The organism is Pirellula sp. SH-Sr6A (genome assembly GCF_001610875.1).
Taxonomy (GTDB): domain Bacteria; phylum Planctomycetota; class Planctomycetia; order Pirellulales; family Pirellulaceae; genus JBKCUI01.
In genome coordinates this window covers 2198734-2224761 of sequence record NZ_CP011272.1, presented here as the reverse complement: position 1 = coordinate 2224761, position 26028 = coordinate 2198734, and the positions used below count along the sequence as shown (strand labels likewise).

The 26028-nt window shown below is 53.9% G+C and carries 14 protein-coding genes; 8 read left to right on the top strand and 6 right to left on the bottom strand.

From position 1 onward, the window contains the following. Window positions 1-5: 5 nt before the first annotated feature. Complete coding sequence (locus tag VN12_RS08760) at window positions 6-3731, bottom strand: mechanosensitive ion channel domain-containing protein (protein ID WP_146676470.1); 3726 nt, start codon at window positions 3729-3731, stop codon at window positions 6-8. A gap of 358 nt (window positions 3732-4089) precedes the next feature. On the opposite strand from VN12_RS08760, the gene VN12_RS08755 reads away from it, so the two are divergent. The 4 genes from VN12_RS08755 (at window position 4090) to corA (ending at window position 12262) form a co-directional block, all read left to right on the top strand. Beyond that, the gene (locus VN12_RS08755) at window positions 4090-6282 is read left to right on the top strand and encodes a TolC family protein (RefSeq protein WP_146676469.1); all 2193 of its coding nucleotides are present in this window, start codon (window positions 4090-4092) and stop codon (window positions 6280-6282) included. Window positions 6283-6764: 482 nt separating this feature from the next. Next, entirely contained in the window at window positions 6765-8264 is a 1500-nt protein-coding gene (locus tag VN12_RS08750) for a hypothetical protein (protein ID WP_146676468.1), read from the top strand. 158 nt (window positions 8265-8422) lie between these two features. Further along, entirely contained in the window at window positions 8423-11143 is a 2721-nt protein-coding gene (gene acnA, locus VN12_RS08745; RefSeq protein ID WP_146676467.1) for an aconitate hydratase AcnA, read from the top strand. Between the two features lie 33 nt (window positions 11144-11176). Further along, window positions 11177-12262, top strand: a complete 1086-nt coding sequence (gene corA / locus VN12_RS08740) for a magnesium/cobalt transporter CorA (protein WP_146676466.1) — start codon at window positions 11177-11179, stop codon at window positions 12260-12262. A 31-nt stretch (window positions 12263-12293) separates the two neighbouring features. Here corA and VN12_RS08735 read toward each other — a convergent pair whose 3' ends face one another. The 5 genes from VN12_RS08735 to VN12_RS08715 form a co-directional block, all read right to left on the bottom strand. After that, window positions 12294-16952: a hypothetical protein gene (locus tag VN12_RS08735; RefSeq protein ID WP_146676465.1), complete on the bottom strand. Its 4659-nt coding sequence runs from the start codon at window positions 16950-16952 to the stop codon at window positions 12294-12296. Between the two features lie 102 nt (window positions 16953-17054). Beyond that, window positions 17055-18128: a sugar transferase gene (locus VN12_RS08730; RefSeq protein WP_240491363.1), complete on the bottom strand. Its 1074-nt coding sequence runs from the start codon at window positions 18126-18128 to the stop codon at window positions 17055-17057. A gap of 285 nt (window positions 18129-18413) precedes the next feature. Further along, window positions 18414-19400, bottom strand: coding sequence for a hypothetical protein (locus tag VN12_RS08725; protein ID WP_146676463.1), 987 nt, complete (start codon window positions 19398-19400; stop codon window positions 18414-18416). A gap of 8 nt (window positions 19401-19408) precedes the next feature. Continuing rightward, on the bottom strand, window positions 19409-19687 hold the full coding sequence (locus tag VN12_RS26170) for a hypothetical protein (protein ID WP_205855233.1): 279 nt from the start codon (window positions 19685-19687) through the stop codon (window positions 19409-19411). Window positions 19688-19809: 122 nt separating this feature from the next. Continuing rightward, window positions 19810-20307, bottom strand: a complete 498-nt coding sequence (locus VN12_RS08715; RefSeq protein ID WP_146676462.1) for a DUF6960 family protein — start codon at window positions 20305-20307, stop codon at window positions 19810-19812. A gap of 174 nt (window positions 20308-20481) precedes the next feature. Between VN12_RS08715 and VN12_RS08710 the strand changes: the two genes are divergently transcribed. The 4 genes from VN12_RS08710 to VN12_RS08695 all read left to right on the top strand — a co-directional run bounded on the left by VN12_RS08710 (window position 20482) and on the right by VN12_RS08695 (window position 26001). Then, window positions 20482-21342, top strand: coding sequence for an RNase H family protein (locus VN12_RS08710; protein WP_146676461.1), 861 nt, complete (start codon window positions 20482-20484; stop codon window positions 21340-21342). Between the two features lie 65 nt (window positions 21343-21407). After that, the gene (glgB, locus tag VN12_RS08705; RefSeq protein WP_146676460.1) at window positions 21408-23615 is read left to right on the top strand and encodes a 1,4-alpha-glucan branching protein GlgB; all 2208 of its coding nucleotides are present in this window, start codon (window positions 21408-21410) and stop codon (window positions 23613-23615) included. Window positions 23616-23726: 111 nt separating this feature from the next. After that, entirely contained in the window at window positions 23727-24785 is a 1059-nt protein-coding gene (queA, locus tag VN12_RS08700; RefSeq protein WP_146676459.1) for a tRNA preQ1(34) S-adenosylmethionine ribosyltransferase-isomerase QueA, read from the top strand. 37 nt (window positions 24786-24822) lie between these two features. Further along, window positions 24823-26001, top strand: a complete 1179-nt coding sequence (locus tag VN12_RS08695; protein ID WP_146676458.1) for a serine hydrolase domain-containing protein — start codon at window positions 24823-24825, stop codon at window positions 25999-26001. The last annotated feature ends 27 nt before the right edge of the window (window positions 26002-26028 follow it).

Sequence of the window (26028 nt, the reverse complement as noted above, 5' to 3'; positions counted from 1 at the left end):
CTTGCCTAGGCTGGCGAAGTGGGTTGGTCGACAGGTTGTCGTTTCAGGCCAGCATCTTCCACCGTTGGATGGTCCGGTTTCTTCCAGTCGCTGGGGAAGTTTCGCAAATGAACCTCCTGCTGTGGTATCGAGATTTGGATTCCGAGTTCCGCGAAGCGTTTTCGAATGAGCAGATGCACTTCATGGCGGGTCGGCAGTCTCAAATCCAGGCTCGCCAGGAAGCATCGAACTCGAATCGTTTGCTTGTTCTCGCCAAACTCTTCGATGAACGCTGTCGGCGCTGGTTCCTTGAGGATGTTGGAGTGTTCCAGGCAGATCTCTCGTATCAGCGCGCAGGCAACTTCCGGGTCCGAGTCGTTGGAAATATTGATCATCATCATCATGCGGTTCGTAGAGTCGGTCAAAGTCCAATTGAGCAGTCGACCCGTCACCAAATCTTTGTTTGGGATGATGAGTTCCTGCTGATCAAAGTTCGTGACCGTCGTCGCGCGCATCCGAATTCGAGAGACAGTTCCCGTCGTGTCTCCCAATGTGATGACGTCGCCGACACGGACCGGTTGTTCGAACAGCAAAATCAATCCGGAGACGAAATTGGCAAAGATCTCTTGAAGACCGAAGCCTAAACCGACGCCGAGCGCGGCTACCAGCCATTGAATGCTCGCCCATCGAACCCCGATGCTATTGAACGTCATCAGAATTCCGAGAAAGAGAATCGTATAACGCGAGATGGAGGAAATGGCGTATCGAACTGCGTTCTCGAGCGGGAGGTGTTGCAATAACGCGATCTCCATAAGACCAGGTAGATTGCGAGCCGCGACGACGGTCATGATCCCAGTTGGAATCGCAATGAGAAGGTTTGTCAGCGTGATCGGAATCCGTTCTCCTGCGCTTGCTCCATCTACAGTCCATAGCTGAACCGTGTCGAGCACCCCTACCGCTGGAAGCACCGTCGACCAAATGACGGCTACCGCCCCGAGGGATGCAAAGATCAACGTACTCGTAACCAGGCGAATCGTCTGCTTATTGATCGACGTCAAATCGGCATGGGAATCGAGCAATGGATTTGGCAAAGTAGGGGCGTTGGGATCGCGTCGTCTGGCTTCCTCCAGTCGTTGCTTGGCCTGGGCCACCAGCAGCTCTCGACGGCGGAGTAGCAGCCATCGATAGATGAAACTCGATAACAGTAGGATCCCGACCAATGTGATGAAGGTCGTGTGCAGGTGCATGGCTAGGCGCACCGAAGTGTAATGATACCCCATCAAACTCATGGCCATCAGCGCTAAAGGGCCGCAGGCAAAGATGGGGTACCATAGGTATTTCAAACGATCGATCCATCCTCCAGGGTGATTCTTCAAGAAGTTCGAGAAAACACCGTGTGTTGGATGCAAGCACCGAATCAGGAATAAGAAGCAAAGGAGCATCAAGGCAGCGTAGATGATTCGTCCCAGCGAGTTCTCATACTTGCTTTCTCCGAACTGAGCCAGCACCGCGACAACACAAACGCATGGAACGGCTAGATCGATAAACCATCGGAGATTCTTGCGCAAAATAGATGTTGATTCCTTCGACCACCGGAAATGGTTTTCGGCAAGCCCTCCAGCGCGACAGACTTGCCGAAGTAATTCCAGCGGAAAGAAATACCTGGCCCCAACCATCAAACCCATCCCGATGGCTTCGGCAAAGGCCCGGTTTTCCGCATGGTTCAATCGCCATCCGATGACCAAGTGGATGAGCGCCAGGGGGCTCGCAAGCAACACGCAAGCGAACATGGTCTTCCATGTCGGAATCAATGATGTGCAGTTGGGCCGACTCGCGAGCTCGCCCTCCTTCTTGGTGTCCGTCTTCAATCGCTTGATGTTCAGGATCAGGGCGACGATGAGTGCACCACCGAGCAGGTAGCTCCAAAGATGGTTTTGAAAATCGCTCAGTATGAGAAGTGGTATCTCTCGCCAATTCCCGAACTGGAATAACCATTGCAGAGATGGCCAAACCTCGCGTGCATCGCTGAGCTGAAACGCTTCGCTCGAGCGAATCCATAAGACGTGTTCGTCGATGAACGAACGATACTTCTTCACCTGTTCGATCGTCTGCTGGGTGTTGACTCCCAAATTGAACAGGCTTTCGAAGTAGCTGTTAGCGTCGATACGGAACTCGTCGACGACGCGATGCTCAAAGTTATGTAACAGTCGTGCCTTCTCACGCAAATCGGCAGAGGGAAAGAATTGTGCGGATTCATCGGTGAAGCTCTCAGGCTCGATGACGGCAGCCGATGCTGCCTTCCAGTCATCCAACTCGAGGATCAGTGTTTGCGTGGCAACGAGCTTGTCTTGGTAGTCATGCAGCTTGTCGGTGAGTTCGTTGATATCGGGCAGTTCGCTCCGTTGTTTGCGAAGCATCAACCCGACCATGCTGTTGAAGTTCGTGACATTCTTCGTGCTCTCGTGCGAGATACGCTCGGTCATAATACGGTAACGCTCCGTCCAGAGTTTGAGCTCCGCACGTGCGGCATCGGACTCGAGGCGCATCAAGGCATTTTGTTTCGCAAGCCCGAGCCAAGCGTCGGTTCGCACCACGATCTGCTCGGCCCGCGGTCGCAATTCGCCCGGTGACTGGACGACGATGCTCTCTGCTAGCTTCTTTTGCTTGGCAATCAAACTCTCTCGGCGTTTGTTGAGCTCCTCCGTCACTTCCTTGATTTTGGTCTGGTAGTACTTTTCTTCCGTGGCAAAGATAGCTTTTTGCAATGACAGCAACTCGGTTTCCGCATCGTAGGTTCTTTGTTCCTGCTCGATGCGTCGAGTCCGTTCATTAAGACTCATCAGCCGGGCCCGAAGCAAAAGCAAGTTCGCTTCCCGCAATCGCGGATCCGTACCTTCGACCGGAGGCGCGTTGAGTTCATCGTTGAGCTTAGTGATCGCCGCTTTGGCTTCCGATAAGAGGCGTGGTAACTCTTTTTTCTGGGCGTCGCGACTGACGATGGTCGCGTCCACTTTCGCTCGGCCGTCGACCGCGGTTTGGAGGAGCGACTGCAGTTCCAGTTGATAGCTTTGCAGCCGTTCAATGGGAGCCGAATCGAGGCTGCTTTCTAAATAGACAAAGCGAGGCGAGAAGCTCTCCTTGCGCCTTTTGGCTTCCGCCGTGGCGGTGGGCGCCGCTTCGTAGGCCGCCAGCAGTTCCCGGTAGTACTTTTCATTTTCGTTTCGACTTTTCAGTTCCGCCAACAACGCTTCATAAGCCGTAACGAGGGCCTGCTTGAGATTGGCGTCCAAATCGGTGGCGCTTTGCAATTGCTGCAAATAGGCGGAAACGCTCTCGACGCTGATCGAGGCGATATCCCCCACGGGTGCGACCGGAACGGGGGTAGGGACACTCGGCGGATTGGTTTGGGGGTTGCCCAAACTGCCCGAAGAAGGGTTTCCCGAAATAATCGGAGCAGGGGGCTGCGTCGTCGCGGTCCCTGGATTGGTTGCAGAGCCCCGATTCGGAGCGGCGTTGTTCGGATTCGTCGCCGGGGTGGTCCCAGCAGTCCCTCCGGAGGGGATTAGCTGCAATTGGGCGTCTGCATCCCTGGTAAGGAGCAGGGATATGGGCATTGCCATCAAAAGGAGAAGCAACCAGCAGCGATTGGCCCCATAAAATTGTATGCCCGCCTCCGACGAAATGCCTTGGAGGCATCCTTTTGTTTGCGAGTCATGCCAGTTGGATGGTATTGGTTTGGGTTGGGTTGCCATGCGTCCGTACCTAGGAGATTTCTCCGTGTAGATCAAGCCAGATCGGTGGAGCCGACCCGTTCGATGCACCGCGAGATTGCTAGCGTAGCCTGTTGGGGGCTTTCATGAAAAATCGGAAAAGTCATCGCGACCGTTAAAGTTTACCAGAGGCCGAACCGATAACCCATCTATGCGGCGTTGTGAGTCTCTCGAAATGGGGGATTCGCGACCTGCACGTTAGGGGGGCACCTAACCAAAGTATCGAATTGCGTGCATTCTCGAGTGGAACCGTGGTGGTGACGCGAGCGGAGGGTGCGGAACGAGTGGAGACATTCGGTCAAAGGCAATTCGAGCTTCGAACGACGGGACCTCCTGGCTTATGAAACGCAACCTAACGCGATGGTTTGTTGGCATGCAGATCGTTAGCTTGATGCTAACGGGATGTGCACCTACGCAGCCATTCTTCATCGGCGAACGCGGCGACTTGTCCCATTACATTGACCGCGCCCAGCAGATCGAATATCCCGATCTCCAAAATCAGTCGCTACCCGAGGTCACTCAGTCGCATCCGCCGCTGAGCCTCGACAATCAGAACTTTGATTACAAAGATCTGACTCTCGAAGAGTGCATTTCGATTGCGTTGATGAACACGCAAGTCATTCGTGCATTGCCTGGAACCCAGCGACAAAACGCCGACATCGCTGCCATCATTCTTTCGAGTCCATCCGCCCAGTTAAGCACGGTTTACGATCCGGCTATCGTTGCCAATACGACCAATTCACAACCTCTCGTCATCGATGGTAGCGGAAACCGAGTCCTCGCTCGTGGGGCCGCTCGGGCTAACCAAGTCGGTGGGGTAGAAGACGCATTGAGCGAGTTTGACGCGCAGTACAGCTCGTTCATGTCCTGGGGCACCACTGATCGTGCGAGAAACGTCGGTGCAGGCAATGTGTTCAATCCACAGTTCTTCCAAGGTCGCGACGGTACCGCGCAAATGGCGCTGTCCAAGCGAACGGCGACCGGTGGCGTTGCGACGGTTCGTTCGCAATCCATCTATTCCTACAACAACATCCCGACTCAATCGCAAGGCCTGGGGAACTTCGGTCGAGCTGTGCCCAGCGATTACACGCAAGTTCTCGAAGCACAAGTTCAGCATCCTCTCCTAAGAGGTCGCGGAACTATGGTCAACCGTGTTCCTGTCGTCTTGGCTCGCATCAACGAAGATATCGCAATTGCCGATTACGAAGAACGCATCCGAAACTTGGTTCGCGAAGTCGAATTCGCTTACTGGGATCTCTATGCAGCCTATTGGAACTTCGCAACTGCCAAGAGCGCACGGGACAGTGCCGCCCTCGCGTACAAGATTGCGGCAGCAAAATACAACACCGGAAACGCTGCAAGCCAAATGGCGCAGGCCAGTTTGACCTATCACGAGTTTGAGGCTCAAGTTGCCGCGGCCTTCAGCGGTGGCGGAGTGACGAACCAACCCGGATTGCTCGGTCGAGAACTCAACCTCCGATTGCTGATGGGCTGGGCGGCTACGGACGGCTATCTCATTCGACCGATCGACAAGCCCGCAACTGGAATGGCTCAGTTCGATTGGGATTCGATCCAAGGTGAGATGCTCCAACGAAACGTCGACCTGCGAAAGCAGAAGTGGGTGATCAAGCAAAAGGAATTGGAACTCATTTCGTCCAAGAACCAAATCCTTCCTGACTTGAATCTGAATCTCATCTACCGATGGGTGGGCGTGGGTGGATCGTTGCTCAACAGCAACGGTGGCAATCCTCGATTCCCAGGGGGTGGTGGAAACGCGAGTGCTTGGGAAGAACTGCTCGGCGGCAACTATCAAGAGGGAGTGGTTCGCATGGACTTCACCCCCAACGCCATCGGTGCACGCCGCCAGTTGGCGGACATCACGAAAGTACAGCAAGACCTTGCCCGGGCTCACCGAATCCTGGAAGACAAAGAACTCGCGTCTTCGCACTTGCTGACCAAATACATTCAACAGCTCAAGAGCGTGCACGAGCAAATGACACAACAGTTTCACAGCATCGTCGCCAGCGATAATCTCGTCGACGTCTGGAGAGCCAAATTTGAAATCGGAGATTCGAGCAATCAGGAGTACGTCATCGACCAGTTGTTGCGAGCCCAGCAAAGCCGAGCTCGTGCGGGTCAAGGTTACAACACTTCGGTCGCGGAATACAACAAGATCCTGGTCGAGATCCATCACCTCAAAGGCTCGTTGCTGGAATACAACAACATTATGCTCGAGGAAGGCATGTGGGCAGAGAAAGCCTACTGGGATGCCAGCGAGCGAGCTCGCGAACGAGATGCAGCACGCCACATGAGCCGTGGAGCGAGCCGACCTGCCGTCATCAGCCAAGGGGAGTTCGAGCAGTTCCAAGGGACAGCGAACGATCATGCTCGCGAATCGAAGACTGCTTCCCCGCTGCTCCAAAGCCCAGAATCGGACATGGAAGAGCCCGAACAAATCCCCGCCGTACCGGAACGGCAGGCGGTACCGTCCGACCGGAAAGCGCAGCGAGGCAACTCCCTCCTGCGATCCTAACCCAAACGGGTTCCCCACCTCTCCGTCGTCCCCTCCATAACTCGTTCTCACCTTCCGGAAAATCCAACCCATAGCGACCAAAAGATCTACAAGCGAACAGCGTTAGCTGTGAACGAGTTAGGGGGCAAACCCACTGGGGATGAGTCGTGTCTAAGCGGCCCATCCCCAGTGGCGTTTCGGCACAAATCGCCAGAACAATGAACGGAAGATTAGGTAAGCGGAAACGGTCGTAACGATCAAAAAAATTAAATAGATTTTGCCGCCGGATGTTTCCCTCTCTGCATGACTGAGCTACACTCGGTGGCTGAACGAGCGAGAAAAGGCAAACGATTTGTCTTGTGGATTAGGTGTCTCTATCACTAATCGACGATCGTTCAGCGAGAGTCAGCATCGTAGAAGTCCTCTCTCCTGCGTCTCACCTGCAGGGGAGCTTGTAAATCGTTCATTGGCCGAGTGGCCGCTTTTTCATCTAGGAGATTGCAATGAAGTTTCGCCCAGTGTTTGCACTTGGGCTGGCCGCAATGTTGGGGGCCAGTAATGTTTTCGCAGATTGCGGTTGCAGCAGCACCGCTGCCGTCGTAGCGAGCAGCAGCGCATGCGGCGGTTGTGCAGGTAGCGTTGTCGCTTCGGCGGGCGCATCGGCTTGCGGTTCCCAAGTCACCTACGTTGAGAAGACCGTCATGGTCCCAACCCAGGTGAAGGAAAAGCGAATGGTCACCAAGACCGTTAACAAAATCGAAACCCGCGAAGAGGAAGTAACCGTCGTCAAGATGGTTCCTCGCACCGAGGTCAAGGAAGAAAAATACACCGTCGTGAAGATGGTTCCCAAAACGGAAACCAAGACGGAAGAAGTCACCGTCCACGTTTGCAAGCCTGAGACCAAGACCAAAGAAGTCACCGTTCGAACCCCTGTGACCAAGCAAGTGGAATACACCTACGAGGTGAAAGTTCCCAAGCAAGTGGTCGAAACGGTTCCTTACACCGTTTGCAAGACGGTCTGCGAAGACGTTCAAAAGACGGTTACCGTCAATGTCTGCAAGCCTGTGACCAAGGAAGTGGAATGCACCGTTTTGGTTCCCCACTACACCGAAGAGATCGTTAAGAAGACTTTCAAGGTTCCTCACACCGAAACCAAGACCGGGACCCGCAAGGTCTGCAAGATGGTTCCTGTGACGACCGTGAAGCAAGTCACCAAGGACTGCGGATCGTACCAAACCGTTGTGGAAGAAGTTCCCTGCACACCAGCTTGTGCTCCCGCTCCAGCATGTGGATGCGCACCTGTCGCTTCCCCATGCGGATGCGCAGCGCCTGCTGCACCAGCAACCCGCACCGTTTGCAAGAAGGTTTGGGTGCCAAACGTCGTAACACAAGATGTTACCGTTACCACCATGCAACCGACTTACACCGAAGAAGCCTACACCTACAACGTAACCGTCTGCCACGACGAAGTACGCGATGTGAAGGTCAGGAAGTGCAAGATGGTTCCAGAAGTTCGCAAGCGAACCGTGACCCATATGGTTATGGTTCCCGAAACCCGCACCATCACCGTCAAGCAGCCACGCCAAGTTCAAGAGACCTTGACCCGCCAAGTCTGCAAGACCGTTTGCGAAACCGAAGTTCGCAAGGGAATGAAGAACGTTTGCGAATACGTCGAAGAAAAGAAGACCGTCGAGTACACCGTGAACACCATGGTTCCAGAAACTCGCACTCGAACCTTCAACGTAACCACCTGTGAAAAGGTCACCGAAGAGAAGACTCGCACCGTGAACGTCACCGTTTGCGATCGCGTCGAAGAGAAGCAAAAGCGTACCGTCAACGTTTGCGTTCCATCGACCGTTCAAGAAGAAGTGGAAGTAACCGTTTGCAAGATGGTTCCGACCACCGTCTCGGTTCCAGTCGCATCGTCCTCCGGCTGTGCTGCACCTGCAGCCGGTTGTGGATGTGCAGCTCCTGCTGCAAAGCCAGCTTGCGGATGCAACTAGTTCTCTAGCCTGGGCATCGCCCTGGTGAAGAACAAAAATTCAAAACGGCCCGTTGTCGATTCAACAACGGGCCGTTTTTCTTTTAACGTTGTCGGTTACAATGCAGCCGAGTTCCGTTTCTAACGATTGATCCCACCCCTTGTTTTCTCCAGGATGCCATGTCCTCTGCAAAGCGATTGACCGACCCATTTGGAGCCCGTAGCACCTTCCGAGCCCCGCAAGGCGAAATGGGGATCTATCGACTCAGTCAGCTTGAGAAAGCCGGGATCGCGAATATCTCGCAACTGCCATTCTCCATTCGGATCTTGCTCGAAGCCGTACTGCGGAACTGCGATGGATATCAAGTCTCCGTAGAGGACGTTACCAATCTCGCGAAATGGAATGCGGCGAAGCCGGCCGAACTCGAAATTCCGTTCAAGCCCGCGCGTGTCGTCCTCCAGGACTTCACGGGCGTTCCCGCCGTCGTCGATTTAGCGGCGATGCGCGACGGAATGAGCGCTTTGGGTGGGGATCCCAAGAAGATCAATCCACTGATCCCTGTCGACTTGGTGATCGACCACTCCGTACAAGTCGATTTCTTTGGAACCGCGGACTCTTTGTCTAAAAATGTCGAAGTCGAGTTCGAGCGCAACAAAGAACGCTATGAGTTTCTCCGTTGGGGACAGCAAGCTTTCGATAACTTCCGTGTCGTTCCTCCCAACACAGGTATCGTGCACCAAGTCAACTTGGAATACCTCGCCAAAGCGGTCTTCCAGGGCAAGGATCATTTAGGACCAGTCGCCTTTCCCGATAGCTTGGTCGGAACCGATTCCCACACCACCATGATCAATGGTTTGGGAGTGCTCGGTTGGGGTGTGGGTGGAATCGAAGCCGAAGCCACCATGCTTGGACAACCCCTCTACATGCTGATGCCCGAAGTCGTCGGCATGAAACTGGTCGGGAAGCTTTCGCCCGGCTCGACGGCAACGGACTTGGTTTTGCGAGTTACGGAGATCCTTCGAAAAGAAGGGGTTGTGAACAAGTTCGTCGAGTTCTTTGGCGAAGGGGTTTCGAAGATGACCCTGGCCGATCGCGCGACCATCGCAAACATGGCTCCCGAATACGGGGCCACCATGGGCTTCTTCCCTGTTGATGACGAAACCTTGACCTACCTTCGCAGGACAGGTCGAACCAGGGATGAAATCGAATTGGTCGAGCGCTATTGCAAAGAACAAGGACTGTTCCGCACCGATGGAATGGCAGACCTTCAATACACCAAAGTCTTGACCCTGGATCTGTCCACCGTCGAGCCTTCTGTGGCAGGCCCCAAGCGGCCACAGGACCGCGTACCCCTCAATTCGGTGCAAAGTTCGTTCAGCAAAGGGCTTACGGCCCCGATTGCCGAACGAGGTTTCGGTCTAGCTCCCGAGCAGGTCTCCGCCACCAGCACCATCGAGGGAGCGACTCACGATGCGGATCTCAAGCATGGATCGGTCGTGATCGCCGCTATCACTTCTTGCACCAACACCAGCAATCCGTCGGTCATGCTCGGCGCTGGATTGCTTGCGAAGAAAGCGGTCGCGCGGGGACTTCGCGTGAAAGGCTTCGTGAAAACTAGTTTGGCTCCTGGTTCCCGTGTTGTGACAGACTATTTGGAGAACGCTGGTGTTCTCAAACCCCTCGAGCAACTTGGATTCCATGTGGTTGGATACGGTTGCACTACTTGCATTGGAAATAGTGGTCCGCTGCCTGAACCGGTCGCAAACGCAATCACCTTCGGGAACTTGGTCGCTGCTGCGGTCCTCAGCGGAAATCGCAATTTCGAAGGTCGCGTGAATCCGCACACCCGAGCGAATTATCTCGCGAGTCCCGCTCTGGTCGTCGCCTATGCAATTGCCGGAACGGTCGATATCGACTTCGACAAAGATCCGATCGGTACCGATGCGGATGGCAACCCGGTCTATTTTCGCGAAATTTGGCCAACCCACGAGGAGGTTGATGCTGCGGTCCATCAGTCCGTTCAACCTGAGATGTTTATCCATCAGTATTCCAGTGCATTCACCGCCAATGAAACCTGGAATGCCATTCCGATCACTCCAGGCGAGCGATTCAACTGGAATGCGAAAAGCACGTACATCCAACGGCCCCCATTCCTCGAGGGGATTACGCAGAGCGAAGGTTCCATCCAGCCAATCCTGGGGGCTCGCGTTCTGGCGGTTCTCGGCGATTCGGTAACCACCGACCACATCTCGCCAGCAGGCTCCATCGCCAAGGACGGACCAGCCGGTCGATTCCTTGTTGAGAACGGCGTTACCCCAAGGGACTTCAACAGCTACGGTGCACGCCGTGGTAACGATCGCGTCATGGTGCGAGGGACATTCGCTAATATCCGAATCCGCAATGGATTGACTCCCGGAATCGAAGGTGGCGTCACTCGGTACCTTCCAACCGGCGAGCAGATGAGCATCTACGACGCCTCGATGAAGTACCAGGCTAACAAGACTCCGCTGGTGATTTTGGCGGGGGCGGAATACGGTACGGGATCATCGCGGGACTGGGCCGCAAAGGGGACTCTCCTGCTAGGCATCAAAGCCGTGATTGCAACCAGTTACGAACGCATCCACCGAAGCAATTTGGTTGGGATGGGGGTATTGCCGCTTCAGTTTGTCGAGGGGCAATCCGCCCAGTCGCTCGGCCTGACTGGCGAAGAGACCTTTGACATCCCATCGCTACATGATGGGCTCCAGCCGAGAAGCCGTGTGCAAGTCATCGCGACGGGCGCCGACGGCAGCAAGAAGTTCTTCGAGGCTCTGGTCCGAATCGATACTCCTGTGGAAATTGATTACTACCGAAACGGTGGTATCCTTCCAACGGTCCTGCGAAAATTGGCACAGTCCTAGTCGAGCGAACAATCGATAACGCAAGGAAACGGCATGGGTAAGAACCGGCGGCGAAGAAGCCAAACGCTTGCCAAGCGTCGTACCCGGCCCGGGGCCCCACCCGGCACATTGGTGGTCGATCCCGCAGCGGACTCTACCCATGTGCGGGTGATCGGATTCGGGAACGGTGGCTTTCACGAGTCCGTCCTAACCGATTTGAACAAACTGGATTCGATTCGGAAACAACACCCTACGGTATGGGTGGATGTGACTGGGTTAGGATCCGAGTCCACCCTGAGGACGCTCGCCACGCAACTGGGACTACACCCGTTGGCGATGGAAGACGTGGTGAACGTACATCAACGTGCCAAAGTCGACGAGTTTTCCGATAGCTTGTTCGTCGTCGCGCGAATGATCGACGGAGAGGATGCATTTCAAAGCGAACAACTCTCCTTTTTCGTTCGCCCCGGCCTGCTGTTATCGTTTCAGGAGAGAGCCGGAGATTGTTGGGAACCGATTCGCCAACGTCTTAAATTCCATCGAGGCAAGGTGGCCGAGGCCGCGGCCGATTATCTCCTTTACGCATTGCTCGATGCCGTCATCGATAGCTATTTCCCCGTGATGGAAAAGATCGCCGAACAAGCCGACGGAGTCGAAGAGGCGATTACGATGGATCGCAACGGCTCTCACCTAATGCAAGTCCACGAGTTGCGGGGGCAACTCCTCGCGCTTCGTCGATCGATTCGCCCCCATCGCGAGATGCTGAACGAGTTGGTCCGCGACTCGACATCCTTCATCTCCCATGAAACCCGCGTCCATCTCCGAGATTGCTACGATCACGTCATTCAGCTTATCGACTCGGTCGATACCTATCGAGAACTCACCTCCGACTTAAGAGATTATTACTTATCGACGGTCAGCAATAGCATGAATGAGGTGATGAAGGTTCTGACGATTATCTCGACGATCTTCATCCCGCTTTCGTTCGTTGCAGGTGTTTATGGCATGAATTTCAAAGACAATTCGCCCTGGAACATGCCGGAGCTGAATTGGTACTATGGCTATCCCTTCGCGCTGGGGCTTATGGCCGCGATCGCATCCGGACTCCTCGTTTACTTCCGCATGCGACGATGGTTTTAATAGTTCTCGCTCCACACCAAAAAATGGCGAACTATCTTCGTTCACGGATCGGAACTCGATGATGGGAATCATTCAGTCCCATCGCTTCCAGCATGAGGGGAAGTTTCTCAATCACCGACAATGTTGATACGTGAGGAAGCACCCCACGACGCGTCGCATGCAACCACAACTCTTTGGCTTCCAGTTTTCGTTCGCTCCAAAACAGTCCGTTGAGTCCGCGCAGGAGATAGAGGGAGAGTGTCTCATCATCCATCTCTTTCATTCCCTGTAACATGCGATCCAGATCGCATTGCAAAACTTTGGCCATCGGTAGTTCGCTCGTGTCATAATTCATGGCATCCAAGATCAGCACTGCATACATCTCATCTCCTTCTTTCCCACCGAGATTATCCGAAACCTGTTCGATGTATTTTTCAGAATCTCCAGGTTCACCAAACCATCGCGGAAGCAATGATAGAACTGCAATTCGGTGAGGGTCGGGGCTTTCGTAGGAATCCGACCTTGTGAACGCTCCCTGAAGGGCATCGGACGACGTCGGAGGAAGCCCCAATGCCATGCAGGCATCAAACGCTAAGTAATACGAAACCGAACAGGTCTCGAGAGGCAGAAGGTCTCTTATTTTTTGCACCAACGTGCGCATCGACTGCTGGTAGAAGGCAGCACCCTCTTCGGTGACCGTATTGATCGTGCCTGTCCCTCTGGCCATCCAAGCTCGATCCCGAAGCCGTTGGCATTCCAACATTCGTGGAAGAATCGATTCCGGCATCATCTTCATCCAACGCACTACATACTTGTTGAACCTCTCGCCGGCATCGCCTGGAACCTCCTGTTTGTATTCAAGGCAACTGAAATAGACGGCTCTCAAAAAGCGATCTGCCAGCTTGGTGGGAAAGGAACCTTGTTTGCGAAGTGCGTCCGTCTGGAGATAGTTCCAAATCGAATCCAGTTCGACAAACTTCTGTTCCTCAATTAATTCTTTTGCGAGATCATCGAATTCGCCATAATCCAGTCGGCGCGTTTCGGGTGCCATCATCAAGGAGAATCGGTTTCGCTCTGCATGCAGGATGCGTCGGCCATCCCCTGAGAAAGCTTTGACTTCACCTGACGTGCAAACACGTTGCGGTAGGAATGGGTGCGTCGAAACGAATGTCATCGGCGTCGACATCATCGGGTTGGCTTCGCTCACTTCTTGATTGGTGGGCGTACCGAAGACGACAAAGTCACCCAGTTGTCCTCCCTCGCTGCGGGTAATGGCAAGATGCCGAGGAACAAAAGGGAGAGGTATGTTTATCGCAAAAACCTCGACATCCCGCGGCCGTTTCGCAGGAACGGCTCGCAATGCCCTGGCGTCTGGCTCAGCGTAGATCACCATATCGTCCATCAAGATCCCGGGCATCTCGCTAGCGTCAATCTGGGTCGAAGAACTAAGGCTGAACCGAAGCGTCTTCGAATCGCAATAATAGACATCGACGTCGTTCACAATTTTGATCGCAACGGCATCACCGTTTTTGCTAGGCCAGCAACCAAAACGATTTCGATCCGTCGTCCGTATAGGAGGATTCTGAATCTTTTGCGATGCAATCCGATTGGTATCCAGATCTACGACACAGAGTTCGCCACTCTCACAGAAAAGAAATACTCTATTTCCGTCCGAAGACTGTCCTGACAAAATAAGGGGGCTAATCTGATCAGAGAGAAGTGTGGAATCGGACACTTCCCAGCGAGCATTGTCTGGGGAAATCTGTACTCGAAGGCGTACCAGCTTTCCGTCATCCAATACGAAGAGTTGGGAACAGTCTCGGTTCCAGAACACTCGGCCCGTGCTGGAGCATTCCAAGGCAATCGGCAATGTGACTGGCTTCGCGTCCCCCTCAAACCGGGTTAAGAACCAGCCTGCAGTCGAAGTGGTCCCTTTCGAGTTCGTGAGGAGATAAGCACCGTTGTGGGAAAAAATGGACACATCCGGTGGTGTCGTCCAATCGAAGCTGGATTTCACCCAGTTTTTGTCGCTCCGTTGGACGACGGAGTCGACTTTTTGTTTCCACCTTGGCGGGATTGTCCGAAGAGGTTGCCGTGTTTCCGAAGGTTGCACCTGCGCTGTCAATGCAGCATCCAACTTCGACGCAGCATTGGTTGGCGAATTCCTCTTGGCGATTTGGTTTCGCAAATCGGCTATGTCGTCGGCCATCACGATGGGCGTAGGAATGTAATAAATATCGTCGTCGCTGACGCGGATTCGAATACTATCGGCGTGAATTTCGGGATTGACGATAATCCTAGGATAATCCGAGCTGTAGAGTCGAATCATGCGATCGGTGACCGATGCCGCGTCGAGCTTGCGCTTGGAATAGGAGGTTTCACCATTCTTGCGCAGTGCATCGAGCCGGATCAATTCCTTGACATCGTCCTCCAGCAATCTCTGCACGGAAACACGGAAATATCGGTCGTCTGAGATACGCTTAAAGATTGCATCGTCATCATCCATCGCTTCGAAATGCGCATCGAAGTAATGGCCAGATCGATACTTTACCTGGATCGGCCAGTGGTCGGCGATCTTCTTTTCGATATCCCGATACAACGACAATCGAACTTCAGGTCGGACTGGCTTTACCTCGGTAAGCTCGCTTTCCGATTTTCCCTTCAGCAGTTTTAGTAGCTCCACCTGGAGCAAGAATTCTCCCCGCTCTATCACCGTTAAGTGTTGTGGTAACGAAACGTTCTGATTGTTGATGTCGGTGTATCGCAGTTTGCCAGTACTTTCCAGTACCGCATTTTTTCCGATTACGACATTGCCGTTGAAAACTCCATAGAGCACGTATTCATATCCAAGTGTGGACGGTGTCTTTCGGTATTTTTCTTCCTCTTGGAGTCTCGCTTCGGTGCGACCGATTGCTATTTCCAATGAATCACCTTGCGGTTTTGCAACCATCGCTTCATCGACCATTACCCACTTGTCGTCCTTTTGGATGAGATATCCAAAAGCGAAACGGCGGATGCCTTGTACGGGAAACGCGTAGCTGAATTTTCGCTTGTCACGAGGTTTCTCATAGAGAACCATTTGGATTTCACTTGTCACAGTGCCCGCCCTTTGCGACGGAGCAGAGGCTACCCCTACCAGGAAGGCCCAATCGTCGGGGTGCGTGTGGTATCGACGCACCGCGACCTTTTCGATGTTGCCTCGGCCATTGCTGGCTTCGACCTCAATCGATTCAAGAGGCGTTTTGGATGCGGCAGGCACATCAATAGGCTTTGTATAAGGTGTCGCCCCGCCAGCGGAAATATTCCTGATCAGTCGGCGGTAGGGATTGGGTTTGGGATAATTGGGATCGGGGTGGGTCTCCAAAAATTTACGAATCCGTTTGGTGACGTGCTCACCGAGCTCGTGATACTCGGGATCGATGACTTCTTTGGGAACACTAAAAACCTCCATGCTTTCGTTGTTGCGAAAATGCCAAAGGTTTTCCTGCGTATGGAGTAAAACGCCTTCGAACTGATTGCGAGCTAGCGTAAGACCTTGCAACCTCCATTGATTGCAGAGCTGCATCTGTTTGGCCGGCATATTTCCAATCCAGCGAGCCTCCTCGCTGGTGATCTTGTCGTCTGTCCAATGCTCTAGAACTTGGCGGACGGACCAGTTCTTTTCGACCGATTCTTTGACCATCCGAGAAGTGAGGGTCAGTGCCTGAGGAGTCATCGCCGCGAGGATGGTCTGTCTTTGAATCTGGCCGATTTGGGTATGTAGCTTGGGCTCCAGCCATTTGGTACTTTCCCAATCCACTCGATTGCCCTTCAAAACCGGCATGGACATCAACACCCTTCCTGGTTGCATGACACCATACACCCACTTAGGAAATGGAGAATCGAGCCAACGATCGTTGCGAGGGGAGTTTTTAGCGATGGACTCCGCACTGATTCTAGAAGCCGCGACGAACAGACCATGTGGAACGATGAATTCGATTTCCTCGACCGCAACATTGTTTTGAATCAAGCCTTGCATCGCGTACCCAAGAGGCGTGATTCCGAGCAGTCGAGACGCGAAGGGATAGGGTTCTCCGACGCATTTCCATGCTGGCATGCTATCGCGGCGTTTCCAGCTTTCTTGAAGCGCGCGGAGCTGGTCCGGTTGAAATTCGGATTCAGGGGCTTCAAAGATCCCCTTCATGTACCAGAACCTTATGTGTCCATCCTCGAAATTTAAGAATCCGAGTAAGGCTGGATGCAGCTGCGGCCCCAGATCGAGAGCAACGGGAACCAAATCACGCAATCGTTGCACAAGTTCGCGCCTCTTCTGGATTTGTCCCTCCGCGCGCGCTCGCGATTGCTCTGCAAACCGATCGATCGGAACGCGATCGATCACGCGCTTCCCATCGACAAAGGTAATCAAATCCCCGTCCAGATCTGCATACAAAGCAATGGACCCCCTCAATTCCGTTCCGTCGCTTAGGGTCCATTGCTCGTGCGGTCCGGTCTCTACTTTGGCTGGCAACTGATAGAGTTGGTTGGCGTCATCGGCCCAGTACAACAGCCGAGACTTTCCGATCAATGGGGGGGAGGGGGGCTGTGCCAAACCATTGGGTACGAAACCGGTTAGACAGATCCCAATCGTCAGCAGATAGAAATACAGGCCGGAGCGGTTAGCTATCGGGGGCATGGTATCTCGCAGTGGGGTGAGAGTCAGAAATCGTCTCACTTTACTTCCATTCGCCCAGCCAACCGCCACGATCGCGAGGCGGAGTCCTGACTGGAGCGTGCAAGACGATACCTATCCCCCGAATTCTACGGTAGGTATTCGCTAGTGGCCAACACGCCCTAAGAAAACGGCGATAAAAGTTCGGCCGATCAGTTCCACATCATGTAGCAAGGACCGTCGGGAGCCATATTGAAGATCCAATCGCATCCAATCTCGAAAGCTAATGTTTCTCGATTTGCTGATCTGCCACGTGCAGGTCAGGCCGGGCTTCGTGTCGAGCCTTCGGCGCTGCCAGGATGCGCACTGCATATCTTCCGATATAGGGAGTGGTCGCGGTCCGACGATCGACATGTCTCCCTTGAGCACATTCACCAGTTGTGGCAGCTCGTCTGCTCCCACCTTTCGAAGAATTCTCCCCACCTTCGTGACTCGGGGATCGTTCTTCATTTTGAATGCAGGTCCATCGCGTTCATTCCGTTCGTGGAGTAACGCTTTGAGCTCTTCTGCGTTCACCACCATGGTTCGGAGTTTATAAATGGCGAAGGGGCGTCCGTGCTGCCCGCATCGCATTTGTTTGAAAAACACGGGCCCGCGAGATGTCGCTTTGACCGCGATGCACGCAATAACCAAGACGGGAGATGTCACGATCAATCCGACGACTGCACCCGCGATATCGCATGCTCGCTTCCACTTGGGAAAGGGCTTGGCGACCATTCTTAACAAGGATTCTTTGCAGTGCTCCTTGGGCATTTCCAAACTTTCGGAGGGCTCATCCAAAGCGTGGAGATCCTCGATATCATCCCCGCACTCGGTCGGGTCAGTATCGCTACCTTTGTAACCGACGTAAGTATAAACCTCGGCGTGGATGGGCCAGGATTGATGGCCCGCAAACGATTGGACAGTCTCCAAGACCTTTCGGGCACCCTCTGCATCGGTCATCGGGAGAATGATACCGATTCCGCCGGTACGCAAGAATCCGGCTTCGTCCGAAAGCCTCAATCGTCCGGTGAGAAACGTCTCGAACGAACGGAGTAAAGACTTCGTCGGAGCCGCATTCCACTCCAGAGCGATCATCGAGAAATGGAGAAGATATCGATCGCATCGCTCTCGCTCCTTGGCGAGCCGCAACTCCATCTCCTCAGCCGTCAAAAATGCAGAAGATTTTCGGCTGGACATCAGGGGACGTCGCCAAAAACTTTTTTTCTCCAATCGGACGCCCAACATATAAGTCCAAGCTCTAGACGTACATCCAGTTAAAAATGCAACGGTGGGTGGGACATAGCTTTCGTGCTATGTAGAACGCCGCGGCACCATTTTCGCACGGCTTTCAACTTTTTCGAGCCCTTGGAATGAATTTTCCAGCGATTTCGATCCAGGCCTGCTCGCTCGCTAGGAATAACAGGTTGCGGTGGGGGCGGCCTCCCCATTCGAAATGGGCCAGAACCCATGCGATCCGGCCCGCTAGATAAGGGACTCGGTGTCATGAAAGCCAAATAGTCGCAGCCACAGTCGATCAAGTGCGGCCCCCTCTTCCTCCCCGAGGGCTTCCAGGATAGACGCCCGGTGGTGCCGAAGTACGGCGATCATTCGAAGCTGCTGGTCGACTTGCGATTCCGTAACCGCGGACAGCATTTTCAGTCCTTCCGCAGCCTTTGTCTTCTCCTTTTCCAACCCCTCGGCCTCCAGCTCGTCCCGAATCAGCTCGATTTTCGCGTCGGGATAAAAAGCATCGGCAAGGTTCCGATTCACTGCGGAGAGGTCGCGGTACAGAAGCTCGATGGCGGCCTGGGAGAACTCCTGCGCTAGCTGGTTTTTGCCTTGGAGATGGAGGACCCACGCTTTCGTATCGAGAAAGCCCGAATTTCGTTCGTTCGTCTTTCGCAGTGCGGCATCGATCTCCTTGGAGGCAAGATCCAAATTGACCCTCGCAATCGCCCTCGCGTACGCCAGATCGTTATTTTGAACCGGGGTCCGCTCGGCGATCGACGGGAAGAAATGGCTCATGATGCGGACCGCGGCAGGTGCTTGCCGCTCCTGCAATAAGCGTGACGCGATCCAATCGCTCACGGCAGCCCTCAAGGGCAAACTCTCTATGCGTTCCAGTTGTTCGAACGCATGCGCGATAAATTCCTCAATCTTCTCGTCGGGTAATTCCTTTTGGCCCAACAATAGGTCGAGTCGCAAACGCCAGTAATGAAGATCGGATGCGATCGACGGATCCATTTCGATCGAACGATCCAATGTTCGAGTTGCTGAATCGACCCGCTCAGCGGCCAGCTCGTTTGCCGCATACGCCAGATACCATCGCGGCAACGCATGCTGCCAGTAATAAACCCGCGCGACGGGAAACACGGGAATCAAAATGGCAATCAACAAGATCGCGTTTCGTAAAACGCGAGAAGGCTCATTGCGAAGATTCGGTTCCACTTCCAACGGCTCGCTCCGCATCGCATGGGTCACTTGGCAGGGCTCTGATTTGCGCCCGGCGCTTCCGATTGCTGGTCAGAATGTTGATTCGATGGCTCATCCGGTTTGGCTTCCGCCGGCTTTGCATCTGATGGCTTCGCTTCCGCCGGTTTGGAATCACCCGGAGTGGCGCTGGCGGGTTTCGCTGTCGGTTGCGGCACTTTGCCCGGATTCATGGCGAAATAGACGGAGCCGGCCGCCGCAAGAAGAACGGCGAGGATGATCAGAGTTTTGCCGATAGGTGAGGGAGAGGTGGCTGGGTTCATCATGTCAATTCGAGATGGGGATGAAGGAAGGTTCGCAAGCGACTCCCCACTTGTAACGTTTCCCAACAGGCTTGGGAAGCGATCGGGGGTGCTTTCATGGAGGAACGAAATGTTTCTGAGGCAACCTATGCGGGCGGTTCGAGTTTCCATTCGCCAGCATCTAAGTTTTTCGGGGGCTCTAGCACGGTTTCGGGAGTTGGTTCACGCAGCTCGGATCGTCTGGTGAGAAGATTCATTTCCTCCGCTCGGTAACGCCTAGCCAACGGAAGTTCGCGATGCTCGAGCAGATAGTAGATCGAACCGAGTGCGGCATCATAACGGATCTCCAGGATACGAGCGATGATAGGTTCACGCTCCAACTCAATGCCCTTCACTTCGACTTGGTCTCCGATCCGAAACCCTTCGTCGTTGACCTTGAGCCACAGCGTGGGTTTCACGCGCACCGCCGCATCACCGTATTGCAGTTGATAGTAGGTCCCATCGAATCCGATGCGGTGAAAAACCCTATCGCTGGGAATCCAATGTTCGACGACGGCGACATCATCGGGATGGATCCAATCGGTCCCTTCCGAAGGCCAATTCAAGTAAACACCGCTATCTGGTAGCTCAGGCCAGTCGATCATAAAAACTCCTTGAAATCTTTCTTCGCCGTGTCAGTCGTTAAAAACCTCACGCTCGACGCATCATGTCCATTGTACGAAGATTCCCAGTCAAATTCTTTCAAGCTGATCCGCATCGTCGCGATCATCGGGCACTCTTAAGCAGCTTCGATAATCGGTACTTTGGATCAACTCATCATGAATCCTCCGAAACCTCATTTCCACTTAATCTGTGAAGGTCAGCACCTTGTCACAGATCCAGCGATGGCAGGAAGCCATCGCACGCGAAGTGGAAACGGTGTCAGCCAATGGAGGTTCGAATTAGAAAATGTCGCGACGGGGGAGAAGTTTGAAGCGACAGACAAAGAGGCGGGGTGTCCTCCCGATCGCGCCGCATTGGTCGCCGTGTTGAGGGGCCTCGAAGCCCTGGAGCAACCAAGTCGCGTGACGCTGATGACCGGGAGTCGTTATGTGTTTCGAGGACTTCGTTACGGCCTGACGGAATGGCGCGAAAACAACTTCTCTTGGGAACACTTTGGCTCGGTCCAACCGATCCGAAACGCGGATCTTTGGAAGCGAATCGATCGCACATTGGGGTACCATCAAGTGCAATGCCGCTGGTTGGCCAAGCCGAACGAAGCTCTGGCCAAGGAAGCAGCACCGATAGCCGCGTCAACCGCGCAGTCCTCGGTCTCGGCTACGCATCACGCTGCCGTAACTACGCAGCCCGCTGTCTCAACCGTTCATTCGACTCGAATCTACACCGACCTGGCACAACCCATCGTTGCTACAGTCGCTACGACGGGAACAGTCCACTGCGACAGGTCGCAAACCACCTGTATTCGTTTACCCAAACCGCATGTTTTACCGGCGGCTACCGAAATCACCCACAAGCGAACGCTGCGGGCCATGCTGTTCTTTCCTCTCGCAATCTGCTGGTCTCTGGCAAAAAGATCCATGCGAATCGTTTGGGATTCCATTCTCCGTCTGGACGAAGGAATCGAATCCTACCTTCGCTGCATGCTGCTGCTTGACCCGAAGCCTCGACGCTACCGTTGAACCGTTTCGAGGTTCCTTGCCCATACTCCTTTCACTCGCCATTGGATATAACAATCGGAGAAATCGTGCAAACCCTGATTCCTTTTAATTCCCTCTCCAACATCATCGACGGAAACGCTTCGGACCCCCGCAGCGTTTTAGGACCACACCGAGTGCATGTGGACGGTCGCGATGCATTGGCGGTAAGAGGCTATTTCCCAGGATCTGAGCAAGCGTGGTTGGTGGACCGGTCCAATGAGGCGATCCGGCCGATGAGAAAGATCCACCCCTCGGGCCTTTACGAAGGGCTGATTCCGCAACAAGAAGAACGATCCTCGAACTACCGAATCCGACTCGCGAACCGCAACGGGAATACAATCGAAATGACGGACCCATACTCAGTACCGAGCTATCTCTCTGACTTTGATCGCTATCTATTCAATGCAGGTCAGCATTGGAAAATCTACGAACGACTCGGCTCCCATATCCGAACGGTGGATGGACAAATCGGCGTGAACTTCGCCGTCTGGGCCCCCAACGCCCAAAGCGTCCAAGTCGTCGGGGATTTTAATCACTGGGACGGCCGCTCTCATGCGATGCAAAAGCAAGTCCCGAGCGGCATCTGGGAACTGTTTGTTCCGAATATTGGCGAAGGCCAAAAATACAAGTTCCGCGTTCGCACCGAACACGGAGAAGTCGTCGACAAGACCGATCCGTACGGCGTCGCAGCCGAACTCCCACCGCGCACTGCATCCATCGTATGCTCGCTCGATAAATACGAGTGGAGCGATACCGCTTGGATGGAAAGCCGCCGAAACGAAAATCAACTCGACAAACCGATGTCGGTCTACGAAGTCCACTTGGGTTCGTGGCGCAAATGCGAAAAAGGGATCCATGGTTGGATGAACTATCGTGAAATCGCCCATCAACTGGTGCACTACTGCCAGGAAATGGGATTTACTCACGTCGAGTTGATGCCAATCTCCGAACACCCCTTCACCGGTTCCTGGGGATACCAAACCGTTGGCTACTTTGCAGCGACTAGCCGTTACGGGTCGCCCGAAGACTTTATGTACTTCGTCAATTATTGTCACCGTAACAACATAGGCGTGATCATCGATTGGGTTCCCGCTCACTTCCCCAAGGATGGTCACGGGCTTCGTCGATTCGATGGTTCGGCTCTCTACGAGCACGAAGATCCACGGCAAGGGGAGCATCCCGATTGGGGGACGATGATCTTCAATTTCGGTCGAAACGAAGTGAAGAATTTCTTGATCTCCAATGCGCTCTTCTGGCTCGACAAGTACCATATCGACGGACTTCGCGTCGATGCTGTTGCTTCCATGCTCTATCTCGATTACTCCCGTAAACAAGGGGAGTGGGTGCCGAATCAATACGGCGGTCGAGAGAACCTAGAAGCCATCCAGCTTTTGCGTGAATTCAATGTTCAGTCGCACACTCAGTATCCCGGCGTGCTCACCATCGCCGAGGAATCGACTGCATGGCCCGGAGTCAGTCGCCCCACGGACTCGGGAGGCTTGGGCTTTTCCCTCAAATGGAACATGGGCTGGATGAATGATACGCTGCGATACATGCGGCAAGATCCCGTCCATCGAAAGTTTCATCACAACGAACTGACGTTCAGCTTGATCTATGCCTTCACGGAGAATTTCACACTCCCGTTATCGCACGACGAAGTCGTTCACGGTAAAGGCGCGTTGATCGCGCAAATGGCAGGGGATCTTTGGCAAAAATTTGCAAACCTTCGTTTGCTCTATAGCTATATGTGGACGCACCCAGGCAAGAAATTGCTCTTCATGGGAAGCGAGTTCGCACAATGGCATGAATGGAACTACGACGCAGAGATCCAGTGGGATCTGTTGCAGTGGGACACGCATCGCGGAATGCAAAAGATGGTTGGAGATCTGAACCAACTGATACGTCGAGAACCCGCATTGCACGAATTGGACTTTACCGAAGATGGATTCGAATGGGTCGACTGCATGAACGGTGAAGAAAGCGTGCTTGGATACACACGCAAAGCTAAGGATCCAAACGACTTCGTTTTGGTCGCTTGCAACTTCACTCCGGTTGTCCGTGATTATCGAATGGGTGTTCCCAAAGGTGGATACTATCGCGAAATCTTCAACAGCGACTCCGCGCACTATGCGGGATCGAATGTCGGAAATTACCCGGGTGTCCACGCCGATGCTCACATTCCGCATCACGGTCGTCCTGCTTCGATTCAGCTAAAGATTCCACCCCTCGGTTTGGTGGTCTTCAAGCCGGAGTGAGAACGAACGTCGAGCGATTTCCCCTTCGATCGGAAAGATCGATGAGATACAATCGCGTCACCGCTTTGTGACGCATTTCATCGATCCACAGGATTTCCGGACCGCTCGATCGTGCAAGAACCGAACGAACTAGATCTTTACGATTTCGACTTGCCGCGAGAACTCATCGCTCAAGATCCGCCGGCTCAACGAACCGATTCTCGCATGATGTTGGTGGATCGCGCTTCGGGACGAATCGAACACGCATCCATCCGAGATCTCCCCTCCGTCCTTCGCGCCGGGGATGTGATGGTCGTCAACGATTCCAAGGTCATTCCTGCTCGATTGGTCGGGTATCGCGAGAAGACCGGCGGACGGTGGGAGGGGCTATTTCTGCGAGAAGAAAATGGGGTCGCAGAGCTTCTTTCCAGCACACGAGGTTTCCTAAATCCCGGTGAGTCGATCGTGCTTCGCGATCCAGAGGGGCGAGAAAACCAGCGTCTGGTCCTCGCATCGAGAACCGATCAAGGGAACTTTCTCTTTACCCCCTCCCCCAACCGTCCTTGGCTCGAGTTGCTAGAGGAGTGTGGACGTGTCCCGCTCCCCCCCTATATCCGCGACGGGCAAATGACCTCCGCCGATCGGGAACGTTATCAAACCGTGTACGCGCGCTCCCCCGGATCGGTCGCAGCCCCGACCGCTGGTTTGCATCTGACGCAGGAACTAATCGGCAAAGTGCGAGCGTCGGGTGTGGCGCTGGTCGCCGTCACCCTGCACGTTGGATTGGGAACGTTTCGGCCCATTCAAACGACCCGATTGGCCGACCATAAAATGCACAGTGAATTTGCCCAAATATCCGAACCGGTCGTGAAGCGTCTCCAAAGCGCGCGGGCAGAAGGAGGTCGAATCATCGCAATTGGGACAACCTCGGTACGCACGCTGGAGACCGCTGCCTCCCACGGAAACGGAACCTTGATCCCCTGGAGTGGATCGACAGACATTTTCATCCAACCTGGTCACGCTTTTCGTGGGGTGGATGGTTTGCTGACGAATTTTCACCTCCCCAAAAGCAGCTTGATTGTCCTCGTCAGCACCTTCGCAGGTCGCGAATTGATCCAAGAAGCCTACCGAAAAGCGATCGAAAATCGCTATCGGTTTTATTCCTATGGGGATTGCATGCTGATCCTCTAGTCCTGTTCCTAGAGCCAACTCTCCACCAAGGTGTCCCATGCGTCGCTCTTTTCTTTACCGATGCCTTCTTGGCATGCTATGCGTGAGTCAGCCCATCGCAATGACGCGTGTGTTCTCACTCTGCATTCCCCAACCTCCCGAATTGAAAGACTCCTCCGAAACGCGATCTCTCGATCTCTCGGAGAAGTTAGAACGCATTCGCAGCCAGTTTGAGTTCCCCGGTATGGTTTGCGGCAAACTGACGAAGCAAGGGGGAATGTCGATCGGTGTTTGTGGTATCGCGAAGGAAGGGGATTCAGCCCCTCTCGAGAAGAACAGTTTGTTGCACCTGGGTTCATGCACGAAGAGTATGACGGCTACCTTAGTAGCTATCTATGTCGAACAAGGAAAGCTGCGATGGGATAGCTCGCTCCAATCCCTCTTTCCCGACATCCCAGGCTTTCAAACCACTTCGTGGGGCAACGTGACGCTGGATGATCTTATGGAACATACCGCCGGTCTTCCTGCCAATGCTCCGTGGGGGAATTGGGCGCAGGCGAAGGACCTCGTGAAGGCGAGGCACGAAATCGCTACCTGGGTGACCACCCGTCCATGGGAGGAGAAAAAGCATGGGAAGTTCGAGTACTCCAATCTGGGATATATGTTGTTAGGACATGCCATCGAACAAATCGAAAAGAAGCCTTGGGAAGAAATCGTCCAAGAAAAACTTTTCTCTCCCCTCGGGATAGAATCAGCGGGATTCGGTTCTCCGGTGCAACGAAAAGATTATCCCGTCAGCTGGGGGCATGTTCGAACCGACGATGGCAAGGGATGGGTCCCTGTCGAACAGGATAATCCTGCTGTGCTCGGACCGGCTGGGACAGCGCATGCAACAATGGAAGATTGGTGCAAATATCTGCGAATCCATCTCCAGTCCCCGGACGATGCAAACTTCCCGCTTCCAATCGGAAAGGAGAACTGGAACCGATTGCACCAAAGCCAAAAGGAAACGGAATATGCGGGTGGATGGCACACGGGGAAACGGGACTGGGCAAACGGTCAGATCCTAACCCATAACGGTTCGAATACGATGTGGTACTGCGTCGTATTCTTGGCACCAGACCGCGGGATGGGTGTCTTCGCAGCAGCCAACGTAGGATTGGAAGCCTCGCCCGTGTGCGACCGCGCACTACAACTGGTTCTGCGAGAAGAGGGCCTCCTCGCTAACGAACGCTAAATGGCGGATCGCATTTACGAGTCTATT

Bases quoted from the DNA above. Each gene is read 5' to 3' on its own strand.
- VN12_RS08760 (WP_146676470.1), bottom strand. From the start codon at position 3,731: ATGGCAACCCAACCCAAACCAATACCATCCAACTGGCATGACTCGCAA.
- VN12_RS08755 (WP_146676469.1), top strand. From the start codon at position 4,090: ATGAAACGCAACCTAACGCGATGGTTTGTTGGCATGCAGATCGTTAGC.
- VN12_RS08750 (WP_146676468.1), top strand. From the start codon at position 6,765: ATGAAGTTTCGCCCAGTGTTTGCACTTGGGCTGGCCGCAATGTTGGGG.
- acnA (WP_146676467.1), top strand. From the start codon at position 8,423: ATGTCCTCTGCAAAGCGATTGACCGACCCATTTGGAGCCCGTAGCACC.
- corA (WP_146676466.1), top strand. From the start codon at position 11,177: ATGGGTAAGAACCGGCGGCGAAGAAGCCAAACGCTTGCCAAGCGTCGT.
- VN12_RS08730 (WP_240491363.1), bottom strand. From the start codon at position 18,128: ATGTCCAGCCGAAAATCTTCTGCATTTTTGACGGCTGAGGAGATGGAG.
- VN12_RS08725 (WP_146676463.1), bottom strand. From the start codon at position 19,400: ATGCGGAGCGAGCCGTTGGAAGTGGAACCGAATCTTCGCAATGAGCCT.
- VN12_RS26170 (WP_205855233.1), bottom strand. From the start codon at position 19,687: ATGATGAACCCAGCCACCTCTCCCTCACCTATCGGCAAAACTCTGATC.
- VN12_RS08715 (WP_146676462.1), bottom strand. From the start codon at position 20,307: ATGATCGACTGGCCTGAGCTACCAGATAGCGGTGTTTACTTGAATTGG.
- VN12_RS08710 (WP_146676461.1), top strand. From the start codon at position 20,482: ATGAATCCTCCGAAACCTCATTTCCACTTAATCTGTGAAGGTCAGCAC.
- VN12_RS08695 (WP_146676458.1), top strand. From the start codon at position 24,823: ATGCGTCGCTCTTTTCTTTACCGATGCCTTCTTGGCATGCTATGCGTG.